This is a genomic window from Enterobacter cloacae complex sp. ESBL7 (assembly GCF_041679625.1).
Taxonomy (GTDB): domain Bacteria; phylum Pseudomonadota; class Gammaproteobacteria; order Enterobacterales; family Enterobacteriaceae; genus Enterobacter; species Enterobacter asburiae_B.
In genome coordinates, this window is sequence record NZ_JBGORN010000002.1 from 202,159 (window position 1) to 227,934 (window position 25,776).

Annotated in this window: 18 protein-coding genes and 1 pseudogene; all 19 read left to right on the forward strand. The window is 53.0% G+C overall.

The window, feature by feature from the left end:
* Positions 1 to 56: 56 nt before the first annotated feature.
* Positions 57 to 2,711 (forward strand): type VI secretion system ATPase TssH, encoded by a 2,655-nt coding sequence (gene tssH / locus ACERY3_RS11115; protein WP_373225631.1) that lies wholly within the window; start codon positions 57 to 59, stop codon positions 2,709 to 2,711.
* Positions 2,708 to 5,050 carry a type VI secretion system Vgr family protein gene (locus tag ACERY3_RS11120; protein WP_373225633.1) on the forward strand — a complete coding sequence of 781 codons (2,343 nt, stop codon included), beginning with the start codon at positions 2,708 to 2,710 and terminating at the stop codon, positions 5,048 to 5,050. Before tssH ends, ACERY3_RS11120 begins: the two co-directional genes overlap by 4 nt.
* On the forward strand, positions 5,050 to 5,943 hold the full coding sequence (locus tag ACERY3_RS11125) for a hypothetical protein (protein WP_373225634.1): 894 nt from the start codon (positions 5,050 to 5,052) through the stop codon (positions 5,941 to 5,943). Before ACERY3_RS11120 ends, ACERY3_RS11125 begins: the two co-directional genes overlap by 1 nt.
* Positions 5,943 to 9,017, forward strand: coding sequence for a T6SS effector BTH_I2691 family protein (locus ACERY3_RS11130; protein WP_373225636.1), 3,075 nt, complete (start codon positions 5,943 to 5,945; stop codon positions 9,015 to 9,017). The genes ACERY3_RS11125 and ACERY3_RS11130 overlap by 1 nt, the downstream gene beginning before the upstream one ends.
* Before the next feature lie 20 nt (positions 9,018 to 9,037).
* Positions 9,038 to 9,829 (forward strand): DUF6708 domain-containing protein, encoded by a 792-nt coding sequence (locus ACERY3_RS11135; protein WP_373225638.1) that lies wholly within the window; start codon positions 9,038 to 9,040, stop codon positions 9,827 to 9,829.
* 44 nt (positions 9,830 to 9,873) lie between these two features.
* Positions 9,874 to 10,662, forward strand: coding sequence for a DUF6708 domain-containing protein (locus ACERY3_RS11140; RefSeq protein ID WP_373225640.1), 789 nt, complete (start codon positions 9,874 to 9,876; stop codon positions 10,660 to 10,662).
* Positions 10,663 to 10,706: 44 nt separating this feature from the next.
* On the forward strand, positions 10,707 to 11,504 hold the full coding sequence (locus ACERY3_RS11145) for a DUF6708 domain-containing protein (protein ID WP_373225641.1): 798 nt from the start codon (positions 10,707 to 10,709) through the stop codon (positions 11,502 to 11,504).
* Positions 11,505 to 11,548: 44 nt separating this feature from the next.
* Positions 11,549 to 12,322: a DUF6708 domain-containing protein gene (locus ACERY3_RS11150; RefSeq protein WP_373225643.1), complete on the forward strand. Its 774-nt coding sequence runs from the start codon at positions 11,549 to 11,551 to the stop codon at positions 12,320 to 12,322.
* A gap of 58 nt (positions 12,323 to 12,380) precedes the next feature.
* On the forward strand, positions 12,381 to 13,157 hold the full coding sequence (locus ACERY3_RS11155) for a DUF6708 domain-containing protein (protein ID WP_373225645.1): 777 nt from the start codon (positions 12,381 to 12,383) through the stop codon (positions 13,155 to 13,157).
* A 233-nt stretch (positions 13,158 to 13,390) separates the two neighbouring features.
* Entirely contained in the window at positions 13,391 to 14,614 is a 1,224-nt protein-coding gene (locus ACERY3_RS11160; protein WP_373225646.1) for a hypothetical protein, read from the forward strand.
* The gene (locus ACERY3_RS11165; RefSeq protein WP_373225648.1) at positions 14,611 to 18,081 is read left to right on the forward strand and encodes an ImcF-related family protein; all 3,471 of its coding nucleotides are present in this window, start codon (positions 14,611 to 14,613) and stop codon (positions 18,079 to 18,081) included. The genes ACERY3_RS11160 and ACERY3_RS11165 overlap by 4 nt, the downstream gene beginning before the upstream one ends.
* On the forward strand, positions 18,081 to 19,685 hold the full coding sequence (tssA, locus tag ACERY3_RS11170; RefSeq protein WP_373225650.1) for a type VI secretion system protein TssA: 1,605 nt from the start codon (positions 18,081 to 18,083) through the stop codon (positions 19,683 to 19,685). Before ACERY3_RS11165 ends, tssA begins: the two co-directional genes overlap by 1 nt.
* 31 nt (positions 19,686 to 19,716) lie before the next feature.
* A pseudogene (locus ACERY3_RS11175) lies at positions 19,717 to 19,989 on the forward strand (PAAR domain-containing protein); the annotation flags it as partial.
* A 63-nt stretch (positions 19,990 to 20,052) separates the two neighbouring features.
* A complete protein-coding gene (tssF, locus tag ACERY3_RS11180) occupies positions 20,053 to 21,807 on the forward strand; it encodes a type VI secretion system baseplate subunit TssF (protein WP_373225651.1) in 1,755 nt (584 codons plus the stop codon).
* Entirely contained in the window at positions 21,771 to 22,856 is a 1,086-nt protein-coding gene (gene tssG / locus ACERY3_RS11185) for a type VI secretion system baseplate subunit TssG (RefSeq protein WP_373225653.1), read from the forward strand. The genes tssF and tssG overlap by 37 nt, the downstream gene beginning before the upstream one ends.
* Positions 22,834 to 23,379, forward strand: coding sequence for a type VI secretion system lipoprotein TssJ (tssJ, locus tag ACERY3_RS11190; protein ID WP_047060652.1), 546 nt, complete (start codon positions 22,834 to 22,836; stop codon positions 23,377 to 23,379). Before tssG ends, tssJ begins: the two co-directional genes overlap by 23 nt.
* Positions 23,379 to 23,834, forward strand: a complete 456-nt coding sequence (gene tssE, locus ACERY3_RS11195) for a type VI secretion system baseplate subunit TssE (protein WP_047060651.1) — start codon at positions 23,379 to 23,381, stop codon at positions 23,832 to 23,834. The genes tssJ and tssE overlap by 1 nt, the downstream gene beginning before the upstream one ends.
* 14 nt (positions 23,835 to 23,848) lie before the next feature.
* Complete coding sequence (locus ACERY3_RS11200; RefSeq protein WP_047060649.1) at positions 23,849 to 24,319, forward strand: hypothetical protein; 471 nt, start codon at positions 23,849 to 23,851, stop codon at positions 24,317 to 24,319.
* 103 nt (positions 24,320 to 24,422) lie between these two features.
* Positions 24,423 to 25,754 (forward strand): VasL domain-containing protein, encoded by a 1,332-nt coding sequence (locus ACERY3_RS11205; protein ID WP_373225656.1) that lies wholly within the window; start codon positions 24,423 to 24,425, stop codon positions 25,752 to 25,754.
* Positions 25,755 to 25,776: the final 22 nt, after the last annotated feature.

Consider the following 25,776-nt stretch of genomic DNA (forward strand, 5'->3'; position numbering starts at 1 on the left):
CACGGGAAACAGCGAGGGGCGGTAGCGTGCCCAGGAACCGACAAAGAGAGAATCTCATGGAAAATCCAGCCATCCTGTTACGTCGTCTGAACCCTTACTGTGCCCGTGCGATGGAAGGCGCGGCGTCGCTCTGCCAGACCCGCGCCCATGCGGTAATTTTGCCGGAGCACTGGCTGCTAAAACTGCTGGAGCAGGGGGAAGGTGACCTGACGGTGTTGGCGCGTCGCTATGAATGGGATATGGATGGCATCTGGCAGGATTTGCTTGGCTGGCTCGACAGACAACCTCGCTCCGTGCGCCATCGCCCCCAGCTGTCTGATGCCATTCAGACGCTGATGCAGGAAGCCTGGATGATTGCCTCCCTTAACAGCGAAGAGCACATTCGCAGCGTCCATCTGCTGATGGCCCTGGTGGAAAAACCAAAACTGGCACGTTGTGACGGCCTTTGGCCGTTGTTAACGCTTGCTCAAAGCCAGCTGGAGCGCCTGCGGCCTTTGTTGGATGCGCAATCGGATGAACGTCTGGAAATGCAGCGCGAAGCTGAACTGGCGCAGAACCACGGTGGTGAGATGGAATTTGTCGGGCGTCCGGCTGGTGTGGAAATGAAAGAGGGGGAACTGAGCCCTGCGCTGCAGAACTCGCTGGATAAATTCACCCTGGATGTCACTGCCAAAGCGAAGGAAGGGAAGATCGATCCTGTGTTTGGCCGCGATACAGAAATCCGCCAGATGGTGGACATCCTTTCCCGCCGCCGTAAAAACAACCCGATCCTGGTCGGCGAGCCGGGCGTGGGGAAAACTGCACTGGTTGAAGGTCTGGCGTTGCGTATAGTAGAGGGTAATGTGCCGGAATCCCTCAAAACGGTTACCCTGCGCACCCTTGACCTGGGTCTGCTGCAGGCTGGCGCGGGCGTGAAAGGCGAGTTCGAACAGCGTCTGAAAAACGTCATCGACGCGGTGCAGCAATCGCCTGTACCTGTTCTGCTTTTTATTGATGAAGCGCATACCATCATTGGCGCAGGTAATCAGGCGGGTGGTGCAGATGCGGCCAACCTGCTGAAACCGGCGCTGGCGCGTGGCGAACTGCGTACTATTGCGGCCACCACCTGGTCTGAATACAAACAATACTTCGAGCGTGACGCCGCCCTGGAACGTCGTTTCCAGATGGTAAAAGTGGATGAGCCTGACGATGACACTGCCTGCCTGATGCTCCGTGGCCTGAAATCCCGCTATGCCGAACACCACAATGTGCATATCACCGACGATGCGGTTCGTGCGGCAGTTACTCTTTCACGTCGTTATCTGACCGGGCGTCAGCTTCCTGATAAAGCGGTCGATCTGCTGGACACCGCTGCCGCTCGCGTGCGTATGAGCCTCGACACCGTACCTGAACAGCTAATCCGCCTTCGCGCGAGTATCGCTGCGCTCGACATGGAGAAGCAGGCGTTACTGGAAGATATCGCCATTGGCAATCAGTGTCATGCCGAGCGTTTGAGCGAGATTGAGCAGGAAGAGGTGCGCCAGATAGTGACACTCGACGAACTGGAAACCCAGTACGGTCAGGAGATGAAACTCACCGAGCAGATACGCGAAAGCCGTCAGGATATATCACGCCAGCGTGAGACTCACAGGCTGCAACAGGAGCTTAACGAGATGCAGCGCAGCAACCCGTTGCTCTCCATGGATGTGGATGTCCGCACCGTTGCCAACGTGATTGCCGACTGGACAGGCGTGCCGTTGTCATCACTGATGAAGGACGAGCAGACCGAACTACTGACTCTGGAAAATGAAATCGGTAAACGTGTGGTTGGGCAGGATGTGGCGCTTGAGGCTATCGCCCGGCGTCTGCGTGCGGCAAAAACAGGTCTTACGTCCGAGAACGGTCCGCAGGGCGTGTTCCTGCTGGTTGGTCCGAGTGGCGTCGGTAAGACTGAAACTGCGCTGGCACTGGCAGACGTGATGTACGGCGGCGAGAAGTCACTCATTACGATTAACCTTTCTGAATACCAGGAACCGCACACGGTTTCCCAGCTGAAAGGCTCACCGCCGGGCTACGTGGGTTACGGTCAGGGCGGTATCCTCACCGAAGCTGTACGCAAGCGTCCGTACAGCGTGGTGCTGCTTGATGAAGTGGAAAAAGCGCACCGCGACGTGATGAACCTCTTCTATCAGGTCTTCGACCGCGGATTTATGCGCGACGGCGAAGGGCGCGAAATCGACTTCCGCAACACCGTCATCCTGATGACCTCTAACCTCGGAAGCGACCACCTGATGCAGTTGCTGGATGAAAACCCGGAAGCTACAGAAGCAGACCTACACGAACTGCTGCGCCCAATCCTGCGCGATCATTTCCAGCCCGCGCTGCTCGCCCGCTTCCAGACGGTGATTTACCGTCCGCTGGCTGAAGCTGCCATGCGTACCATTGTCGAAATGAAACTGTCACAGGTCAGCAAGCGCTTGCACCGCCACTACGGGCTGACCACGCAAATTGACGAGAGTCTCTATGACGCGCTGACCACAGCCTGCCTGTTGCCGGATACGGGGGCGCGTAACGTTGACAGTCTGCTGAATCAACAAATTCTGCCGGTGCTGAGTCAGCAATTGCTCACCCACATGGCCGCAAAACAGAAACCAGCGTCGTTACGCCTTGGCTGGAGTGAAGAGGAGGGGATCGGCCTGGAGTTTGATCGGATACAGGGAGTAAACGCATGAGCAACAATCCTCCGTTAAGATTCAGCCATAACCACCACCTTCTGGTGGTGAAGGGCTGTGAGGCCGAACCCGACGTGCTGGCTTTTGAAGGCGACGAAGCACTGAGCCGACCGTTCAGCTACCGTGTTGAGTTCACCAGCCGCGACCACGGCATCAGCAAAGAGATGATGCTGATGAAGCCCGGCTCGCTGACGCTGCAGGCCCCGGTTGACCAGGGTTACGGCATCAAAATCCAGCAGCCGCTGCGGGTGATTCAGGGGGTGGTGACCGGTTTTGAACGTCTCGGTACCTCAAAAGATGAAACGCATTACGCCCTGACGCTCCGGCCCCGTCTGGCACTGCTTGACCGTTCGCACCAGAACGCGATTTACCAGGACATGTCGGTCCCGCAAATTGTGGAGAAAATCCTGCGCGAGCGTCACGGCATGCGCGGTCAGGATTTTCTGTTCTCGCTCACAAAAGAGTATCCGCGCCGTGAGCAGGTGATGCAGTACGGCGAGGACGATCTGCACTTCATCACCCGCCTGCTGGGCGAAGTGGGCATCTGGTTTCGCTTCACCACCGACACGCGCCTGAATATTGATGTGGTGGAGTTTTACGACAGCCCGCAGGGTTACGAGAAAGGCCTGACGCTGCCGTCGGTGCCGCCGTCCGGCCAGCATTCACAGGGTGTGGACTCGGTGTGGGGGATGGAAAGCCATCACAGCGTGGTGCAGAAGCAGGTCAGCACCCGCGACTACAACTACCGTCAGGCCACGGAGAACATGAATACTCTGGTTGACGTCACCCGGGGGGACGCGACCACGTACGGGGAAGCGTACCACTATGCCGATAATTATCTGACGCCGGGCAGCGCGTATGACCTCAATCCGGCGCCCGAGTCCGGTGCGTTTTATGCCCGCATCCGGCATGAGCGTTACCTGAATGGCCAGACGCAGACCCGGGCCATCACCAGCAGTCCGGCGCTCTCTCCGGGGATGCTGCTGAAAGTCACCGGCGGGTATGAAGTGGCTGACGTGTTTGCGCATGGCGTGGTCATCACGGCGATGCAGACCCACGCGCGGAGGGATGAAGACTTTAGCCTTCGTTTTGACGGCATTCCGGACAGCCCGGATTTCAGCTTCCGTCCTGAGCCCGGCTCACGTCCGGTGATGGCCGGAACGCTGCCGGCACGTGTCACGAGCACCACTGAGAACGACACCTACGGCCATATCGATAAAGACGGCCGCTACCGCGTCAGCATGCTGTTTGACAGGGACAGCTGGGAAACCGGGTTCGAGAGCCTGTGGGTGCGCCAGTCCCGCCCGTATGCCGGCGACACCTACGGACTGCACCTGCCGCTGCTGGCGGGCACCGAAGTGGCGATTGGCTTTGAGGACGGCAATCCGGACAGGCCGTACATCTCCGGCGTGCTGCACGACTCGGCCCACGGCGACCACGTCACCATCCAGAACTACAAGCGTAACGTCCTGCGTACCCCGGCGAACAACAAAATCCGCCTTGATGACGAGCGCGGGAAAGAGCATATCAAGGTTTCGACGGAGTATGGCGGCAAGAGCCAGCTCAACCTTGGGCATCTGGTCGACAGCGAGAAACAGCAGCGCGGCGAGGGCTTTGAGCTCCGGACGGACAGCTGGGGTGCTATTCGTGCACAGCAGGGTATTTTCATCACCGCCGATCCACAAATCAAAGGTCAGGGACAGGTTCTGGCGATGGATGCGGCGCTGGGGACACTCAATCAGGCGCAGCAGTTAGCGAAGTCACTGAGCGATGCTGTAGCCACTGCACAGGCTGAACTCGCGCAGATCCAGGCACAAAAAACATTGCTGGAATCCTCTATCAAGGATCTGCAGCAGTCCGCGTTGCTGATGAGCGCCCCGGGCGGGATAGCTCAGGCATCACCGCAAAGTATTCAAATCAGCAGCGGACAGAACTTTATTCAGACCTCCGGCGAGAACAGTGACTTTAGCGTCTTCAAAAAATTCACCGTTGCGGCAGGCGAGATCATCAGTCTGTTTGCCAAAACGCTGGGCATCAAAATCTACGCTAATAAAGGCAAGGTGGATATTCAGGCTCAGGGGGATGAAATGGCACTGACCTCCCTGAAGGCCATGAAAATTATCAGCAAGGGTGATGAGGTTTATATCCAGGCCAGTAAAAAACTGACGCTGAGCTGTGGCAAAACGGCGGTGGTGATTGAGCCGTCGGGGATCACGATTTTGACTCCGGGTGATGTGAGTGCCAAATGCGCCAGTATCAACCAACTGGCCCCTCAAAGCTTCAGTCCGGCGCAGCCTGAATTACCACCTGAAGCAACCTGTGTGGAGAGCGCCCGCTGATGAAGAGTATTGCGACGATAGCGGAATGCCTGAATGCAAGACAGGATGAATACCGGTATTTGTTAATAGACCCATTGAAGCCAGTAATGTCGTGGAATCCCTTGCATCCTGATTGCCTGAAAGAGGGGAAAGGTTCAAATTTCTTGCAGAGGGTACTGCGTCCAGACCTGGCATGGTCACCGGAGCACTGTCCATTGTTAGTGCTGCTGGCTTCGCCTGGCGAAAATTGCGATGAAAGGTTAATTGAAGAGAGTGAAGAATATGCTCTCGGTGAAGTCCTGTATGAGAAACGCTATGTTTGCGGCTGGATGAGCGCTTCATTAGATCCTCAAGAAATGGCGACCTGGCTTGCAGAGTTGTGTAAAAAAATCAGACCGGGCGCAATTGTGCCAGTGTTTGAACCCCTGCGCCTTGAGCTGTTACGGAGCACGGCAGATCCCGCTCAGTTGTCCACGTTGCTGGCACCCATCGGTCGCTGGATATTCCTTTCTGCTACAGGAGAACAGACGGTCTTGTCAGGTGCAGTAAACAGTAAGGAATGGCAACTAAAATGGGGGACTGAACAGGCACTGGATAACTATCGTGATATCTGGCGTCTGCTTTCTGCGTGGGGTATTACCTCAGGACCTCTACCGACAGACGCTGCCCGACAGGCAGCAAAAGCCTGGGCTGGATCGGGCAAGGTTGGGCTTAACCATCTGAGCGATCGGATTTTTCTCGTACTTAATTCGCTGACGTTACCAGCCAGCGTGACCATACACGATGAAATGAAGGCGCTCCTGCAAAAAGTGGCCAGCAACCCAGATTTGCATCTCACGCAACTTATGAAAACGCTCCCGGACGCAGTCTGGCAGGAACAGCGCTCGCCTGAGCCGAAAGTGGAAGGAATTTAATGATGGGTACGCGAGATAAGGCAGGCAGTAACGCCGAAGCAAGTCAGCAGGCAGCAGTTGTTCCGTCAGGTTGTAAAGCCTGTAAACGTGAGGGCGTTGCCATTTATCCTCTGCGCGTGGCCGCAATTCCACAGCCTCTGGTAAATACCGGTTGGCAACCTGCGGTTCCTCCCCAGGATATTGAGCTAACCGGGGGGGAGTTTAAATATGCCCTTCGCACCTTACGTCAGGGCTATGTTTATGTGTTGCTGGACAAATCAGTCTGGCAGGCCTACCAGGTCACCGCCGAAGGCTTTTTACGTCAGTTCAATGCCTACGAGATGCCGGAAAGCGAAACAGTGGATTCACTGAGCCCGGCATGCCTGACGCAAAACCATGATGTGCTGGCAAGCTTCATCAATATTGATCCTAACTACTCGCAGGCGATGGTCGGATTTAGCAGCGATCCATGGTGTAAAACGGTCCTGGATGAATATAAAAGTGGAAAGCGTCCTGCTACACGTTTTACGCAGGTTACCGTCTCGGATGGAAAAGCGACGATAGAAGGAGCAAGCCGGAGCCTGAGACTCGATCCCTCTTTGTCTGCGCTCAAAAGCAACGCGCTGGAATTTGCGACGGAATCTTTCCCTTCCGTCGTCGGCAAAGATGCCGACCCTGACGGGGCCCATGGTTTTTACCCACGAATGGAAAAGAGCAAGCAAACCGCCCTGGGTAACCAGATTGCTCAGCTGCAACAGCAGTATGGCGCTCCTGTGAAAGCCATCGTACTGGATGACGTCGTGGGCGTGGTGGAGGAAATTAACCACGGCCGCCTGGATGTGGTTCAGGCGCTTGCCACGTACACGTCTGAAAAGAGCAACATTCACCAGAAAACCATTTCAGATGCGATTGTGCAGCTACGGGCATCCACAACAAAGCAGACTGAAAACGATCCGAAGATTCAGGGATTCTCCACGCCGGGTTACAGCACATCGTATTCCGTCAGCCGTGAAAGTGCGGTTGCTATTGAGTTACGAAAAGCCCTGGGCCGCATGGAGGAGTACTACGACGAGCCTGCGCGTGCGGCTTTTGCCAGCAGTTGGCAGTCAACCGTGGACGGTTATAAGCAACAGATGGCAGCTATCTGGCAGGATCTCGACAATCTGTATACCTCTGCGCTGTGGCTGGTGCTTCTGAATAACGACTACTCGCCGGAAACCAGCGTAGTCAGCTGGCACTTCCAGCTGCGAACCATTACTGCTTGTCTTCAGGGTAGCCTGGCCGGATGCGATACTGAAAAGATCCAACAAGGGGGCAAAAAACCGCAGTGGGCAGGCTGGCTGGCAGATCCAATGAGCCCACCTTTGATGGCTTTGCTGCGCAATAAGCATGATTTTTCAGCAGAAGTGTTCAATGGATCGCTGACCTATTCGAACCTGAAAGCAGTGCTGAACAGCAAAGAGGCCAGCGCTTTTGTTAACAATAAAGCGTACCAGCAATTAGCTGCGAGCCTGGTCAGTGCGATTGGCGGGGCGTACAGCGGTCTTTGGAGCCTACTGTCTGAATCAGCTAAAGGCGGTGTGTTAAGGACGTTGCAGGGGGTGGCGTATGTGGCGGAAGGCAGCCCGGTTGTAACCGTTTTTACCGGGGAAATGACCATCCGGGATTATCAGAATCTTTTGCGCACCCAGCTTGATGTTCATGGGAAATCGCCCCTGACTATGCAGACCGAAGAGGCTGGCGGGGCAATGCGCTCAACGCGTGTTGGGCACTGGTTACAGGTTACCGACCCGGTCGTGCTGGAGCAAAGAATCCAGGTTCGCCTGACGGCTCCGCTGAGCAATCAGGGGAAATTATCCGGCATTACCATGCTGACACCGGATGTGATTGATAACTCATTAACTCGAGGTGAAATCGCGCTGGGCCCGGCTGAGATGCGCGACATAGGCCGTTACCAGGCCACAATATCGACCGATTTCCAGAGTGGCCTGCTGGGGTTGATCCTGGCCGGAATATTGATTAATACCACCTTCAATAATATTGAAGCTCTGAAAACGGCGATGCCGGGTGATACGCAGGCGCAAATGTCCATGACCTCGGGCTCGCTGATTGCGCTGGCCTGCGGGGTTGAAATACTGGGCCAGGGCTCGGCGGTGCTGAACTTATTTAATAAAGGTGATTTTTTGATCCGCAGTGCCGGGGTGATCGGGGGGCTGGCTGGCGCTATTGATGGGGTTGCGTTGGGAATGAAAACGCTAAGTTTGTGGCGTGACGGAGACTCTACAGCGGCTGCTTTCTACGGATTTGCGACAGCATCAGTGATCGCTAGCAGCACAGTTAGTGTTATATCCAGTGCTGCTGGTAATTTTGCCATCTTCAGTGAAGGCGCTATTTTATTAGGACCTGTCGGCTGGTGTATTGTTCTTGGTGTAGTGGCTGTTACTTTGATTTCTATTGGAAATTCTTACATTCTTTCGCCCTTGGAACGATGGTTGACACATACCTGCTTTGGTAACCGCGACGAGTGTGATGAGAGTGAGGTGGTGTGGCATAAGGAGAGCCTCTCTGATATGCGCGAAGCCATGAAGGCGCTGCATGTCATTGCCAGCGGCGTGTCTGCCCAACTTGTAGGTGATTGGTTCGCCGATATGACGAACAACACTCGATTGCTGGGCAACCGGATGATGGCGACTCGGGTTATCCTTGCCGACTGTAGCCCTACGGGATCCGACTGGCTGGTGGAACTGACCGCTACGGGTGGTGGGTCACATCAGGTGCTGGCCCGCAATGGATCAGATGCAAAGCTAGCAGGACTAAAAACACCAGAACCTCAGAGCTATGAAACAGCGGCCCTGCAGATTGGTCGAGGAGAATTGACGCCTATGGTACCCGCCGTGATGACAAAGACAATATCTGCAACCTCTCTGAACGCCAGCTGGCTGGTCGCTGAAGGAAAACCGCAGGGGCTGCAATTGGATGGTGAATTCCCGCTGAACTTGTCCCGTTTCACCGGCGCTGAGTTGACGGTCACCTACTGGCCGGATAAAACTCAGCAGGATTATAGTTTACAGTTGACCACCCAATTGGACAGCTAATTCAATAAGGATGTCAATTTATGCCACTGCTCACTTTTGAAGAACCTCAACCGAGATTAAATCCTCCAGTCAGCTGCTGGCGGGAAGATATGCCTGAAAACCACGAGCCGCAGTTAGTGCCTCCCCAACTGCGTTGGTTGACAACACAGAACGATACTTACCTGGAAGTCCCGCGTTACAGTACAGAAGTCATTTGGTGGGGAATGCTTTTTACAGCAGTTTTAATTTTCGGAGTAATGATTTTCTTTGTTATTCTCTGCTTGTCGATGTGTTTTTATCTTTTTGCATCTATCGGCTTCTTTATATTTTCCTCAATGATATCCTTTTTTGTTAAAATGTATTTTGTTGTTCCTCGTAACCTACCTCTCCGCTTTAACCGTAAACGGCAAAAAATATATATCTTCGACTATAACCGGTCGCGCCTTCCATGGCTGAGCTGGCCAGTCTCCATCAAGGTGTACAACTGGGCAGATGTGTATGGCGAAATCAGTTTTTCACCTACGTCAGGAGACCGGGGATACCGCTTGTATGGTGCGGTTTGCGAGCCAGGTACTGATAATGTTGTAGATCGTTTTCTGTTGGCAAGAGAATGGGAAGAGCGGGAGCAGCTCAACCAAATCTGGAGCTATCTGTGCATCTATATGAAAGGTGAATCCGATTTGCCGGAGCCGAGATTTAAAGGTCGTCCGGATTTCTGGCGACGACGTAAGGCAGATAAGTGGCCTGATGAAATGGAACGCGAGTCAACCACAGCTCCAACTGAAACTCTGCAATCCTGGACTGATAAAATCCGCCTGAATAATAGCCTGTAACTGATCACTCAACTGGACAGTTAATTCGTTAAGGACGCGACACAATGCCACTACTTACTATTGAATCACAGCCCAGACTGAATCCGCCGATCAGCTGCTGGCGGGAGGATATGCCTGAAAACCACGAGCCGCAGTTAGTGCCTCCACAACTGCGTTGGTTGACAACAAGGAACGATACCTATCTGGAAGTGCCACGCTATGGTACGGAGGTGATCTGGTGGGGAATGTTCGGGAGCGCGATTTTAACCTTTGGGTTAATGGTTTTTATGTTAACGATTTCTATTTTGATACAGAATATATATCTTATAATCGTAACATTAGTTGTATTTTTCTCACTTCTTCTTTTTTGCTTGAAAATGTATTTCGTTACTCCCCGTAACCAGCCTCTTCGTCTGAACCGTAAACGGCAAAAAATTTATATTTACGACTATAACCGGTCGCGACTTCCATGGCTGAACTGGCCAGTCTCCATCAGGGTGTACAACTGGGCAGATGTTTATGGCGAAATCAGTTTTTCCCCTACGCCGGGAGACAGGGGATATCGTTTGTATGGTGCGATTTGCGAGCCAGGTACTTATAATGTTGTGGATCGTTTTCTGTTGGCAAGAGAATGGGAAGAGCGGGAGCAGCTCAACCAAATCTGGAGCTATCTATGCATCTATATGAAAGGTGAATCCGATTTGCCGGAGCCGAGATTTAAGGGCCATCCGGATTTCTGGCGACCACGTAAGGCAGATAAATGGCCTGATGAAATGGAACACGAGTCAACCACAGCTCCAGCTGAAACTCTGCAATCCTGGACTGATAAAATCCGCCTGAATAATAGCCTGTAACTGATCACTCAACTGGACAGTTAATTCGTTAAGGACGCGACACAATGCCGCTACTTACTATTGAATCACAGCCAAGACTGAATCCGCCGATCAGTTGCTGGCGGGAAGATATGCCTGAAAATCACGAACCACAGTTGGTTCCTCCTCAACTGCGTTGGTTGGAAATTCGGAACGATACTTGTCTGGAGGTCCCCCGTTACAGTACAGAAATCATTTGGAGGGGGATGCTGTTTACTGCGATTTTAATGTGTGCTTTGATCTTTTTTATAATCTGGTTTAGTTTTTTATTTGGAGACTATATTTTTTTTATAATTGGGTTTGTAGCTTCGTTCGTTCCTTTCATTTTGCTCTTGTTAAGCCTGAAAATGTATTTTGTTACCCCGCGTAACCAGCCTATTCGTCTGAACCGTAAGCGCCAAAAAATATATATCTTCGACTATAACCGGTCGCGCCTTCCATGGCTGAACTGGCCAGTCTCCATCAGGGTGTACAACTGGGCAGATGTTTACGGGGAAATCAGTTTTTCACCTACGTCAGGAGACAGGGGATATCGTTTGTATGGTGCGGTTTGCGAGCCAGGTACTTATAATGTTGTAGATCGTTTTCTGTTGGCAAGAGAATGGGAAGAGCGGGAGCAACTCAACCAAATCTGGAGCTATCTGTGCATCTATATGAAAGGCGAATCCGACTTGCCGGAGCCGAGATTTAAGGGCCGTCCGGATTTCTGGCGACCACGTAAGGCAGATAAATGGCCTGATGAAATGGAACGCGAGTCAACCACAGCTCCAACTGAAACTCTGCAATCCTGGACTGATAAAATCCGCCTGAATAATAGCCTGTAACTGATCACTCAACTGGACAGTTAATTCGTTAAGGACGCGACACAATGCCACTACTTAATATTGAATCACAGCCCAGACTGAATCCGCCGATCAGCTGCTGGCGGGAAGATATGCCTGAAAACCACGAGCCTCAGCTTGTACCACCTCAGTTGCGTTGCATGACAACGCGAAATGATATTTACTTGGAGGTGCCGCGATACAGTACGGAGGTATCTTGGTTGATGATGCTTCCACTATCAGCATTAGTAGTCGGTGTAATGTTTTATTTTATATTTCTTTTCGTTTCAATTGGTTTTTATATGTTTTCTTTTGTTTCTACTGCTGTACTGTTTTCATTTTTGTTATTCTTTTTAAAAATATATTTTATTACCCCTCGAGATCAACCCATTCGTCTAAACCGTAAACGACAAAAGCTTTATATATTTAATTACAACCGTTCACGTCTTCCGTGGCTGAACTGGCCAGTTTCCATCAAGGTGTACAACTGGGCAGATGTGTATGGTGAAATCATATTTTCCGGAGTAGGCGGTGACAGAGGATATCACTTATATGGAGCGATTTGTGAACCTGGCACGTATAACGTAGTGGATCGTTTTCTGCTGGCAAAAGAGTGGGAAGAGCGGGAGCAGCTCAACCAAATCTGGAGCTATCTGTGCATCTATATGAAAGGCGAATCCGATTTGCCGGAGCCGAGATTTAAAAGTCGTCCGGATTTCTGGCGACCACGTGAGGCAGATAAATGGCCTGATGAAATGGAACGCGAGTCAACCACAGCTCCAACTGAAACTCTGCAATCTGGACTGATAAAATCCGCCTGAATAATAGCCTGTAACCGATCACTCAACTGGACAGTTAATTCGTTAAGGACGCGACAAAATGCCACTACTTACTATTGAATCACAGCCAAGACTGAATCCGCCGATCAGCTGCTGGCGGGAAGATATGCCTGAAAACCACGAACCGCAGTTAGTGCCTCCCCAACTGCGTTGGTTATCAATACGAAATGATATTTATCTGGAAGTGCCGCGCTTTGGCACGGAAATTATCTGGAAGGGAGTGTTATTTAGTGCAGTTTTAATGTGCGTGTTAGATATTGGTACGTTGGTGTTTTCCCTTTTTTTACAGGCCAAAAGCAGAAGTTATGCTTTTGGAATTATGGGATTAGTGTCACTTGTTGTATTTTCTTCCTTAGCATTTTTAGAGTTTAAAATATATTTTATTGCTCCCCGTAACCAGCCTATTCGTCTGAACCGTAAACGGCAAAAAATATATATCTTCGACTATAGCCGGTCGCGCCTTCCATGGTTTAACTGGCCAGTGTCCATCAAAGTGTACAACTGGGCAGATGTGTATGGGGAAATTATGTTCTCTGGAGTAGGCGGTGACAGAGGATATCACTTATACGGAGCGATTTGTGAACCGGAGACTTACAACGTAGTCGATCGTTTTCTGTTGGCAAGAGAATGGGAAGAGCGGGAGCAGCTCAACCAAATCTGGAGCTATCTGTGCATCTATATGAAAGGCGAATCCGACTTGCCGGAGCCGAGATTTAAAGGTCGTCCGGATTTCTGGCGACCGCGTAAGGCAGATAAGTGGCCAGAAGATATGGAGCGAGAATCCACGACTGCCCCGCAGGACACAATCAGGCCGTAGCGGATAAAACCAACCGGGGGCAATAGACTGAAACTCAATACTCAACTGGACCGCTAACCCGACAAGGAAGCCGCATTATGGTACTACACACTTTTGATAAATCGTAGCCAGGGTTAATTCGCTCATCAATAGCTTAACTTTATATTGGCCTGCGAAATACTAGTTGAAAAGTGGTGTCACTTTTCATGTCATTTTAGGTTGCTATTAATCACCCCCACCGTAAGATCAAACCTATGCCTGTTGATTTAAAAAATATCCCAGAGCCAAGTGTCAGACCTGCACCGCCAAAGTTCGTACGAGCATTAATGGTTCTTGTAATTCTGATTGGTCTGAGTATTACCCTGTCTCGCTTATTCACCGGGAATAACAACGTATGGTTTTCTGTTATTGTGCCCACAGTGATTATTGGTGGCGTGATTTTTGTCAGGTTTATTAATTATCTTGTCCAGCAGTTAGTGGCGAATTCACATGACATGCTAAGAGAGAAAACCATTATCCAGGAGGTCCGCCGGGGACGGAGGGCGTTACAAATATTATTCGCTGAGTGCTGTACCGCGCATTCTCTGTGTGAAACTCCATTTGCATCAGGCAGTAATAGTCTTGTGAATAATGAAAATGTTTTCTTCCCCCAGCGCTCCTGGCGTGGTGAAGAAAATGTTCGCTTAAGCCAGTTGCCAAGGCCAATAAAAATTAAAGAAGAAAAGCATCTTAGCCTGCTTTTCGCAGTCCTTGCCGAAAGGCTTGCAATATCTTTTTCTGCTTATCCAAAGGAAAGGCCTGTCATGGTGTTACTGGATTTCACGTCATCAATACCTGAGGAAAAAGCCATTAATTTATGGCAGCAGGCATGGCAGAATGCAGGTATTCAACAAACCTTAAACCGTATTAATTCTTTTGGTGCTCAGGCCGTTGATGAATGGCTGGATCACAATATTCGAAGTGATGCCCTCTTGTTGGTTTTGTCCTGGCATTATGCGCCCATTAATACCCGAGATTCTGCAGAAGCGATATGTGGAGTATTGTTTGGCAATCGTCTTACGCAAGAAACGCTTCCCTCACTTGCTATTCTTCATCGTCCGGAATCTGGTGAAGGTGCCGATGAGGACTTGCGTTATGCCATTACGCAGGCGCTGGACTGGGGGCCAGTAAAAAGTAGTGAAATACAACATCTCTGGTTAAGTGGCGTGGAGGATGAAATGGATAATTACGCCACTCTTATAAAGGCGATTGCAGATTCTGACCTCAAAAACGTATCTCAAAAGACAGGCACTCACAATTTTAACGATTATCTTGGCGATCCGGGAAAGACCGGAGTCTGGTTAGCTATTGTTGCTGCCACACAGTCGATGCAGCAACAGCGGGTGCATCATTTATTAATTTGTCGCGAACAGCAGAATGGAAAGTTCTGGAATATGGTTGTATCCCCTACAGTACTCGATGAGGAGCGCGAAGAATGAGGTATATTCTATCAAAGATTAAGAAACCAGAATTGGGATTCTGGTGTTTAATGCTGGTCGCTCTGGGGGTGGGGGGGGGGATTTTCTGCCTGACTAAATGGTATCCCGAAAAATTGAACCTTATTAAGGATACTCCCACCTGGTATAAATGGTTTTACGGCTCTGCGGCGGGAAGCTTAGCGATACTGGCATTTGCACTCTTTCTTTATTTCGGCGCAAAAGCAGAAGGAAGGCAGAGTTTTAATAAAAAGCGTAAGAATTCTCAGGGTGACGATGTCAAAGAACTAGCCAAAGTAGCTGTATCTTCTGTTACCCCTTCTCTTGCTTTAAGTCTTCAGATTCGCGATCACCTCCGCCATCGATATACCTTCTTCTGGCACCACAAAACTCGTCTGCTATTAATCACTGGCGATGAGGCGGCAATCGAACAACTGGTGCCCGGCCTGCAACAGCAGCAGTGGCTTGAAGGCAACCGCACCGTGCTGATTTACGGCGGCAGCCTGGCATCGGAGCCTGACCGAGAAAAATACATCGCGCTGCGTAAACTGCGCCGCGGGCGTCCGCTGGACGGGATTGTCCGTGTATTGCCGCAGTCGCTTAATCTGACCCCACAAATCAGCGACAGCGATTTACGCGGCTTGGAAAAAATCAGCGAACTGCTGCGTTATTCCGCTCCGGTCTGGCTGTGGCAACTGTGCAGCAGTAACTGGTCGCAGGGTACGCGTCCTGAGCAGGCGGTAGGCGCAAGCTTTCCACCACGCGCAAAAGAAGACGATATTATCCGCCAGCTGGAGCTGATGCTGTCGCCCCTGCGGGCGCGGGGTATGAGCCAGGTCGCGGAAAAGAACAGCCACGACTTTCTGCTGCGTCTGAGCCAGCACCTGAAGGACGGCACTGTCACCCGCTGGGCTCAGCAACTGGTGCCATGGCTCTCTGGTTCTCAGCAGCGCGTTCCGTTGCGGGGGTTGATGTTCAGCCTGCCGGAGAATAAATCTGCCGGTACGCCAGCGGGAACAGCCGACGCTGAGCAGTATATCACGGAATCACAACGCCATGTTCTGACCCTGCCGGTGACCTGGCAGGGAATCGTTAATGATTGTTCACGCGTACGTGGCCGTCGTGTCGGTATGGCGTGGGAGCAGGCCCTCGCATGGACGCTGTTGACCATTATCTGTGTCTGGGGGGCGGGGACGCTGCTGTCGTTTGCCGTCAACCGATCACAGATAGTTTCTGTTGCGCAGCAGGCTCATGCCCTGGTGGAGCACCCTTCCGTATCGGATTACCAGCTGACGGCCCTGCATGCCCTGCACAATGACGCGAGTCGCCTGCAGCATCATGTTCGTGACGGTGCTCCGTGGTATCAGCGCTTCGGTCTTGACCATAATCAGCAGTTGCTCAACGCAATGCTGCCCTGGTACGGCGTGGCGAATAACCGGCTAATACGCGACCCGGCAAATGCTGCCCTGGCGCAAAAGCTCACCGCCCTGATCAACTCAGCGCCAAACAGCGACCAGCGTGCACAGCTGGCGAAACCAGGTTATGACCAGCTTAAAGCCTGGCTGATGATGGCCCGTCCGGATAAAGTCGACGGCGCGTTTTATGCACAAGCTATGAAAACCGTGCAGCCGACACGAATGGGTGTTTCCACCAGTTTGTGGCAAAGCCTGTCGCCGGATTTATGGTCCTTCTATATCTCTGAACTGCCAAAGCAGCCACAGTGGAAAATCAAGCCGGATGAACAGCTGGTCAGCCAGAGCCGCCAGGTGCTGTTACAGCAGATTGGCCGCCGGAATGCAGAAAGCACGCTGTACGAGAATATGCTCAAATCGGTACGCCGTAACTTTGCCGATGTGTCTCTGGAAGACATGACCAGCGGGACCGATGCGCGGCGACTGTTCACCACCGAGGAAGTGGTGCCGGGCATGTTCACCCGTCAGGCATGGGAAGGTGGGATTCAGCAGGCCATCGAAAAGGCCGCAAATTCTCGACGGGATGAAATCGACTGGGTGCTGAGCGATTCCCGTAAAGCCGTATCGGCGGACATGTCGCCGGAAGCGCTCAAAGCACGCCTGACAGAGCGTTACTTCACTGACTTTGCCGGCAGCTGGCTGAACTTCCTTAACAGTCTGCGCTGGAATTCTGCGAACAATATTGCCGATGTGACCGACCAGTTGACGCTAATGAGTGATATCCGCCAGTCTCCACTGATTGCCCTGATGAACACCATCGCCTGGCAGGGGCAGACCGGCCAGCAAAGCGAAGGCCTTTCGGACTCCATTATCAAATCGGCAAAAGATCTGGTTGGTGGAAAAGACAAACCCGCAATTGACCAGTCTGCGACAGGTCCACAGGGACCACTGGATGAAACTTTCGGTCCGCTGCTTCAGCTTCTCGGCAAAAACACGGGCAGCAACGTCATGTCGGCTGACAACTCACTGAGCCTGCAGACCTATCTGACCCGTATCACCCGCGTGCGTCTTCGCTTGCAGCAGGTGGCCAGCGCCTCAGATCCGCAGGAGATGATGCAAACCCTGGCGCAGACCGTATTTCAGGGAAAAAGTGTGGATCTGACCGACACCCAGCAATATGGCAGTCTGATTTCGGCAAGCCTTGGTGAAGAGTGGAGTGGTTTTGGTAGCACGATGTTTGTGCAGCCGCTGACCCAGGCCTGGGAGACCGTACTCCAGCCGTCGGCGGCGAGCCTGAATGACAAATGGAGCCGCTCCGTGGTGGCGAACTGGCGCACCGCCTTTGACGGGCGCTTCCCGTTCGCTGCGAGCAAGAGTGACGCCTCTTTGCCGATGCTGGCAGAGTTCATCCGTAAAGACAGTGGGCGCATAGATCGATTCCTGACCACAGAACTCAATGGAGTGCTTCACAAAGAAGGCAGCCAGTGGGTACCGGATAAGGTCAACAGCCAGGGGCTGAGCTTTAACCCGGCCTTCCTGCGGGCCATTAACCAGCTGAGCGAGTTGTCAGACATTCTGTTTACCGATGGCAGTCAGGGTATCAGCTTTGATCTGCAGGCGCGTCCTGTGCCGCGGGTAGTGGAGACGCAGCTAACAATTGATGGACAAAAACTGCAATACTTCAACCAGATGGCCGACTGGCAAAGCTTCCGCTGGCCGGGAGACACTTACAAACCAGGAACGATGCTGACATGGACCTCCGTCAATGCAGGCGCGCGTCTGTTCGGGGATTACCGAGGGACCTGGGGCTTTATTCGCTGGCTGGATCAGGGCAAACGGCAGCAGCTTGACCGCAGTCAGTGGATGGTGAGTTTCACCGCCCCGGATGGTTGTACGCTGCAGTGGGTATTGCGTTCACAGCTGGGCAGCGGGCCGCTGGCATTACTGGCACTGCGCGGCTTCACGCTGCCGGACCAGATTTTCAGCGTTGACAGCGCGGCCACGGCTCAGGCTCTGATGGCCAATACGGAAATCAGTGACATGGATGGAATCGAATAATGAGCACTCTTCAGAATCTGGTTGCCGCTTGTCAGGCGGACGAAACTGAGCTGCGGCAGCAGGCGCAGGCGCGCACGGAACGCTGGCATCCCTGGCTTTCCCCTGTCAGCGATACCCGTCCTGCTGGGGACGAGCCGGGATATGACGATGATTTCCAGCGTATAAGAGAGGAAGTCAATAAACTCTCCGGCATCGATACCGGGCTGATTTGTACGCTTGCTGAAAAACTACTGACCACCACCGCCAAAGATATCCGTATTGCGACTTATTACTGCTGGGCCCGTCTGCATCAGGACGGAGAAGCTGGCTTTGCCGAAGGGCTTGAACTGCTGGCGGGATTACTGCAACGCTACGGAGCTCAGCTTTATCCGCAGCGGGAGCGAAGCCGTAGACCGGCGCTGGAGTGGCTTGCAGGCTCTCGTCTGCTTGATAGCCTGTCCCTGTGGCCTGAAGTGGTACGCGACGATGCTATGCGCACTACCGGTGCGCTGCTGCTCATCCACAGCAGTCTGGACGCTGAGCCAGAAGCGTCCTGTCCGGATCTGAATGCGCTTTACAGCGCGCTGGAGTCCCGCCTGATGAAGGCCGGTGGCGTGGATGCTTTGGTTCCACAGAACGCCGCCAGTAACACCCCTCAGTCACAGACCTCTGCACACACGACAGAGCATGACGCTCCAGCCCTGAGCCGCATCACGTCCGGTCAGGATTTGTTGACTCAGGCCCGTACCCTGGCGGGGTATTTGCGTGAACAACCCGATGGATGGCTTCCCGCACACCGGCTGATGAAAAGCCTGCGTCATGACACGATGAGAGCGATCCCTGCGCCGGATGCTGAGGGGAAAACACGCATTGAACCGCCGCGGGCTGACCAGCGGGCCATGCTCAAACGCCTGTACCTGCAGCAGAGCTGGCTGGAGATACTGGAACATGCGGACAGCACCTTCTCGCGTGGTGCTAATCACCTCTGGCTGGATTTGCAGTGGTATATCCATCAGGCTCTGGTGAAGTTGGGGCAAGATGTGCTGGCCGACATTATCATCGCCGACCTGAAAGGGCTACTGCGACGCCTCACCGGACTTGAAACGCTGGCCTTTAATGACGGAACGCCGTTTGCTGATGAGGTCACGCTAAACTGGATAAATCAGAGCGTGCTGGACGATATGTCCGGCTGGCGCGATGAGCCGGTCAGTACCGTGAGCGGGGAGGATAACGATATCCTGGCACTCGAAACGGAAGCGCTGGAGAAAGCGGACACTGACGGTCTGGACGCCACACTCCACTGGCTGCAGACACGCCCGGGTACGGACTCCACTAAAGACAAATGGCTGCTGCGTCTGCTGATGGCCCGCGTGGCCGAGCAGAAGGGCAGGAATGAACTGGCGCTGCATCTGCTGGGTGAACTTGATGGTGCGGCGGAATCAATCACCCTTACGCAGTGGACACCGGCGCTGCTGTTTGAAGTGAAATCGCGTCGCCTCAGACTGTTGCGTATAAAAGCCACCCGCAGTGAAACCGACAAAGCACGGCTTCAGCCAGAGATGGATTTGCTTCTGGCTGGTCTTATCGTACTTGATCCTGCCAGTGCTGCGGTGCTGTGTGGTTAGCGTGAACTGAATTTTGCAAGGAGGATGACAAATGGCGAAAGGTTACTATCTGGTGCAGGGGGATAAAACCACCTGTGGAGGGAAGATCCTCGAGGGCGATCCAACTAACACGATTGAGGGGATCCCAGTTACACGCGAACAGGACAGTGTGACGTGTGGGAAACATGCCGGCACTTATAAAATTATTGGCGCTATTCCACAAAACTTAGTGAATGGTCGGAAGTTTGCGGGCACGTTACACAGTAAAAGTGGATGCCCGTGCGCGGCGACGTTAATACCCTCCCATCGGGAACGCACCTACGAAGCTTAAAGCCTTCACTCTTCACCGGCACGCTTAGCCGGATGGTCACACAACACTCAGGTTCTTATGGACGATTTAACCCTGCGTTATTATGACGCTGAAATGCGCTACCTGCTGGAAGCCGGTGAAGAGTTTGCCCGTGCTCACCCCGAGCAGGCAGCAATGCTCAATCTCGATAAAGCCGGCGCGCGCGACCCTTACGTAGAGCGCCTGTTCGAAGGCTTTGCCTTTCTGATGGGGCAGCTTCGAGAGAAGCTTGATGATGACCTTCCAGAACTGACCGAAGGGCTGGTCAGCCTGTTGTGGCCGCATTACCTGCGCACCATACCGTCGATGTCGGTGGTGGAGTTCACCCCTGACTGGCGAGAAATGAAAGAGCAGATGCGTATTGTCAAAGGTTTCGAGATTAACTCGAGGCCGATCGGTGAAAAGGGTACGCGCTGTCGGTACACCACAACTAAAGAGATAACTCTCCAGCCGCTGTCGCTGGAACACGCTCGCCTGTCTACTGACCCTGACGGGCGTTCGGTCATCAACATGCGCTTTAACTGCAGCCATCTGGCGGACTGGAGCCGTGTCGATCTCAGTCAGATCCCGTTCTACTTCAATGCTGACGCACCTCTCGCCTGCGCCATGCACGAAGCCTTCACCATGAATGTTGCTCGCCTGTGGCTGCGGATGCCGGGTGACATGGACAGAAGACCGCTCGACGGGTACTTCGCCGCGCTGGGATTTGGCGATGACGATGACCTGTGGCCGAAGGGCAACAGCAGCTTTAGCGGATATCAGCTGTTGCTGGAATACTTCACCTTTCGCGAAAAATTCATGTTCACTGGCCTGCGTGGACTGGATGGCGTCAACTTCCCGGCTGAGCTTCCCTGGTTTGAAATCGACGTGGTGCTGGCAGAACGCTGGGAGCATGACTTTAACTTTACCGAAAAACACCTGCGCCTGAACTGCGTGCCGGTGATTAACCTGTTCCCGCTGGAATCTGACCCGCTGACGCTTAACTCTCTGCAGACCGAATACATGCTGCGCCCGATGCGCGTGCAGGATGGGCACACCGAAATATATGCGGTGGATTCGGTGATGTCATCGAGCCAGCATACCTACGTACCATTTTCAAGCTTTCGCCACAAAGGCGGAATGATGCGCCATGAAGCCCCGGAATATTACTACCACACCCGCGTGCGGCGAGGTTCGTCAGGGCTGTACAATACCTGGCTTATTCTGGGGGGAGAAGCATTTGATAATCACACCGTTCCTGAAGATGAAAGCTTGTCGTTGACGCTCACCGGTACCAACGGCCAGCTGCCGCGACGGGCGTTGCAAAGTACCGTGCTCGATACGGTGATGAAAACTACGTCGGCCAGCATCGTCGTGCGTAACCTGTGTGCGCCGACACTGCCCTGTTATCCACCTGCGCAAGACCGTTTCCACTGGCGCGTGCTGAGTCACCTCGGCAGCGGGTTCCTGTCGATGATGGATAACGCCGATGTGCTGCGCGGTACCCTCGCGCTGTACGAGTGGACCGACAGCGAGATGAACCGCCGTCGTCTGGAAGCCATCATCGACGTGAAGCACAGTGAAACTGAGCGATTTGAGCAGGGATACCTGGTGCGCGGCGTGCAGATTGAAGTGACGCTAGACAGCTACGGCTTTGCCGGGCGCGGCGACATCTGTCTGTTCGGCGAGATGCTAAGCCGCTTCTTCGCGCTCTACACCGACATCTATCTGTTTAACCGCCTGATTATTATCCTGCAACCAACCGGAGAGCGCCTGGAATGGGAAGAGAAGCACAACCGCCGCATTCCCGGCTGACACCGCGGCTGGAAGCCGACCTTCACCGCATTAACTTCTATCGATTATGTCAGCTGCTGGAGAAAAACAATCCTGGCAGGCCGCTGATGGGATCGACCAGCCACCCCGCAGATGACCCGGTACGCTTTGCACCGCACCCTGGAATGGGGTTTCCGGTCAGTGAACTGAAGGCTGTCGAATATGATGAAGACGATGACAGCAAGCCGCCGGTTATCCGTACGACCTTTATGGGGATGTACGGGGTCGATTCCCCATTACCAACGGCGTATCTCGATGACATCACCCAGCGCCGGGAAGGGCATGAGGCGCTGCAGGGCTTTCTGGATATTTTTAGTCATCGCATCCTGACGCAGTTTTACCGCGTCTGGCGTAAATACTCCTATCCGGCCACGTTTGAGCCCGGCGGGACCGACAGCATTTCGCAGTCGTTATTGGGTCTGGTGGGGCTTGGAATACCGGGCACGGCAAATCACATTGCCACGCCAGTGTCGCGCTTTCTGGCCCTGTTGGGAGTTCTGCAACAACCGGGCAAAACTCAGGAAGGGATGCAGGCACTGGTGAGCCTGCTGGCCCCCGATACGACGGTGCAGGTGAATCCGTATTGTCTGCGGCCTGTAGAGATCGACAGGCCGCTGGGTTTTTACGGTGACGAAGATTTTCTGCTTGATGGCAATACGCCGCTGGGTGACGAAGCGATGGATGCCGGCAGCCAGCTGCTGGTAGCTCTCGCGACGGACAACGAACAGGAGGCGCAGGGCTGGAAGCCGGATGGTCAGTTGTACATGGATTTCCTGGTGATGCTGCGGGTGTATCTGGGCTGGCGGTTTAAGGCCAGAATAACCCTGACGACGTCTGTTCGTCTGCTGGCCGTACCCCCGCTGGGTGAGAACCCTTTCTGGCTGGGAATGAACGGCGTGCTGGGAGCAGAAGATGATAGCCATCCTGATGACATTCCTGAAACCTTTACGACAGAACTGGGCTATTACAGCGGGCTGGAGCCCGCGAAACCACAACAAGGAAACCGACGTGTTACGTACAAGTTTAACTAAAACCGCGCGCTGGATGATGCCTCTCGCGGCGCTTATTCTGACAGGTTGCGGGGTGACGCAGAGCGTCACCGACGGTACCAAATCGGCGTTTAATTCTGTGTTCTATAAAAAAATTAAAATCCTGCATCTGGATTTCACCGCGCGCGAAGCTCTGAACACCGACTCTCGCGAAAATAACTCGCTGTCTGAGCCTGTCGTGGTCAGGGTTTACCAGCTCAAAGACCGCAAAACCTTTGATAAGACGGTTTATCAGCAATTGCTTCAGGATGATGCCAGCATTCTGAAAGACGACATGCTGGCCAGTCGTAATATCGTGGTAAAACCGGGGGGGGATGCAAGCCTTGATATGCCGATGGAAGAAGAGGCGCAGTTTGTCGCGGTGGTAGGGCTGTTCCGCCATCCGGACATGACCAACGACACCTGGAAGCAGGTTATCAAGCGCAGCGATCTGGATCCCGATAAACCGCGCATTCTGGAAGCCGGCGAGAACTATCTGACGCTGCAACCGCTTAAGGACGACTGATGCCCCAGGGACTTAACACGCCTTCGCTGTATGAAATGCTAACCGGAAATTTTAGCGGTGGCCTCGACCTTAAACAGGTCAGTGAAGAAAACCAGGTCATCCTTTCGGTTCTGGACAACATGCAGCGCGTTCTCAACTGTCGCGCCGGCACGCTGGCGCATCTGCCTGATTACGGGCTGCCTGATATGACAAAAATCCTGCAGGGCATGCCGGGAACGGCTCATGAGCTCATGGGCACATTGTCTGCCGTCCTGCTCAAATATGAACCGCGCCTGAAAAAAATAGACGTTGTTCTGCTGGAGCAGAACATTCCCGGCGAGCTGCGCTATGCCATTGACGCTGAACTTAAAGGGATTGGCCTGGTGCGCTACGGGACTGAGTTTATGCCCGAAGGTCGGGTCCTGTTGCGGCATCTCAGGCAACAGCAGTATCTCGACATAACACCTCGTATATAAGGTCAGTTAACACCATGTCAGTAAAATCACAGTTCCTGAAGAAGTTGCAGGCGCAACAACCTTCACCCGTTCCCGCAGTTAGCAAGAGTCAGGCCGATATTGCAGAGTTTCGCATGCGAATGGCTCAGCTTCAGGATCAAATGGACGCCTGGCTGTCAGATACCGGACTGAATGCAGAGCCACTGGCGGTATATGTTCCGGACCTGCTGGTGGAGGGGGGGACTTTTGATATTTCCGGTATCGTCCTGCGTTATGGTAACCGGGCGGTTAAGTTTATGCCGATATTTCTGTATGGACAGGGAGTTGCAGGCTGTGTCGAGGTGACTTTTTTTTCCGGGTACAGCGCGATTTCTCAAGGACGCCTGTTCATGCGGGTGGGGAGCGTAAATGACTGGATGTTTACTCCCCCTGATACATTACCTCAGTCAGGAAAACTATTTGATGAAGGTGTTTTTTTCGATCTGATTTTAGCGCTGCTGTCCTAGCAATAACATTCATTCCTTTATTCGTCATTGCGTTTCTACACGCAAAACTGCCTTACACATCAACTGACGAAATTAACCGACACGGATATGCAGGCCCTGCAGAATGACCACACATATAACGTTAAAAACCGGCGGCGACCCGCGTACGCTGCCAGATTATGCCGCCCTCCGCGACGAACTCAGTAAGCTAACACATCCTGCTCGCCCTGATGTGAACTGGCAATATGTCCAAAGACTCTGTCTCTCAATGTTTGAACAGAACGGTGTGGAGTTGCAGACAGCAGCCTGGTACACCCTTGCTCGTACTCACCTGTCTGGATTAGCTGGCCTGAATGAAGGGCTGGCGATTCTGGAGGCCCTGATTAGCCACCAGTGGGACATCTTATGGCCGAAGACGCAACACGCTCGTATGGAAATCCTTAGCGGCCTTAGCCAGCGCCTGCAGCAGCGCATGCGTATGCTGCCATTCAACAGCAGCCATCTTAGTGAGCTTTATCGTGCTGAAGCGTTACTTACCAGCCTGAGCGCGGTGCTCCAGCGCCTTGAGCTTAAACACCTTAGCCAGTTCGATACGTTACGAACGTTGATACGTTCAAGTGCTGAACGGCTGGAAAGCAGTAATGACAAGTCCGATTTGAATGTGAACATGAAGCCCGATAGCGAATCGACTCTGGAGAAAGCCGAACCGATCGAAGAAGTGAAATGGGTATATGTTGTGCATCAGGAAAATCAGCCGAATGGGGAGGATCGTACGACAGCCCCCGTGCCTGTCAGACAGTGGAAGCCCTTTATTACCGGGATGTGTTCCACACTGGTGGTGTGCTTCGCTGTGGCGTGGGGATGGGCTTCTTTGTCCAGACCCGACCCCCTGGCGACTCAGGCTTTTGCCTCTCTGGCTCCGTTACCTGAAGTGCTCACGCCTGTGCAGCAAGACGCGTTAACACTGCGAGGTACTTTACCGTCCACGTTTATCACAGACACGCAGCAGCAGCTTGCCCGCCTGGATAAACTGCCTCCTGACTGGAATCTTTCCTACAGCCTTCAGCTGTTAAAGCAGCTCCAGACATTATGGCCGGAGGAGGCGAAACCGCTCACAATGCAGTGGCAGCAAAAATTTAACGCGGCAGCGTTACCTGTCGACGCAATGAACAGCTGGTATCAGGGAATGATGACGCTTCAGCAACTGAGTCATCGGCTGAGTAGTCTGGACGAGCAAAAAGGAAAATACATCACGGTAAGCGAGCTTAAATCGGTGGTTTTTTCGACTATACAGTCATTTAACCAGACGATACCGGCTGAAGAACAACTCAGGCGCCTGTCACAGCATCCAGCAGGAGATGCGCTTCCTGAAGCAGAAAAGACTCAACTGGAGTTGCGTCTTAAACAGCTGGCAACGCGTTACGCTCAAATAAAACAGGATTCTTCTGCTCAGTGAATTCTGGCGGTAGACAGACGAA

Excerpts from the sequence above, each read along its gene's own strand:
- tssH (WP_373225631.1), top strand. The coding sequence starts at position 57 with ATGGAAAATCCAGCCATCCTGTTACGTCGTCTGAACCCTTACTGTGCC.
- ACERY3_RS11120 (WP_373225633.1), top strand. The coding sequence starts at position 2,708 with ATGAGCAACAATCCTCCGTTAAGATTCAGCCATAACCACCACCTTCTG.
- ACERY3_RS11125 (WP_373225634.1), top strand. The coding sequence starts at position 5,050 with ATGAAGAGTATTGCGACGATAGCGGAATGCCTGAATGCAAGACAGGAT.
- ACERY3_RS11130 (WP_373225636.1), top strand. The coding sequence starts at position 5,943 with ATGATGGGTACGCGAGATAAGGCAGGCAGTAACGCCGAAGCAAGTCAG.
- ACERY3_RS11135 (WP_373225638.1), top strand. The coding sequence starts at position 9,038 with ATGCCACTGCTCACTTTTGAAGAACCTCAACCGAGATTAAATCCTCCA.
- ACERY3_RS11140 (WP_373225640.1), top strand. The coding sequence starts at position 9,874 with ATGCCACTACTTACTATTGAATCACAGCCCAGACTGAATCCGCCGATC.
- ACERY3_RS11145 (WP_373225641.1), top strand. The coding sequence starts at position 10,707 with ATGCCGCTACTTACTATTGAATCACAGCCAAGACTGAATCCGCCGATC.
- ACERY3_RS11150 (WP_373225643.1), top strand. The coding sequence starts at position 11,549 with ATGCCACTACTTAATATTGAATCACAGCCCAGACTGAATCCGCCGATC.
- ACERY3_RS11155 (WP_373225645.1), top strand. The coding sequence starts at position 12,381 with ATGCCACTACTTACTATTGAATCACAGCCAAGACTGAATCCGCCGATC.
- ACERY3_RS11160 (WP_373225646.1), top strand. The coding sequence starts at position 13,391 with ATGCCTGTTGATTTAAAAAATATCCCAGAGCCAAGTGTCAGACCTGCA.
- ACERY3_RS11165 (WP_373225648.1), top strand. The coding sequence starts at position 14,611 with ATGAGGTATATTCTATCAAAGATTAAGAAACCAGAATTGGGATTCTGG.
- tssA (WP_373225650.1), top strand. The coding sequence starts at position 18,081 with ATGAGCACTCTTCAGAATCTGGTTGCCGCTTGTCAGGCGGACGAAACT.
- tssF (WP_373225651.1), top strand. The coding sequence starts at position 20,053 with ATGGACGATTTAACCCTGCGTTATTATGACGCTGAAATGCGCTACCTG.
- tssG (WP_373225653.1), top strand. The coding sequence starts at position 21,771 with ATGGGAAGAGAAGCACAACCGCCGCATTCCCGGCTGACACCGCGGCTG.
- tssE (WP_047060651.1), top strand. The coding sequence starts at position 23,379 with ATGCCCCAGGGACTTAACACGCCTTCGCTGTATGAAATGCTAACCGGA.
- ACERY3_RS11200 (WP_047060649.1), top strand. The coding sequence starts at position 23,849 with ATGTCAGTAAAATCACAGTTCCTGAAGAAGTTGCAGGCGCAACAACCT.
- ACERY3_RS11205 (WP_373225656.1), top strand. The coding sequence starts at position 24,423 with ATGACCACACATATAACGTTAAAAACCGGCGGCGACCCGCGTACGCTG.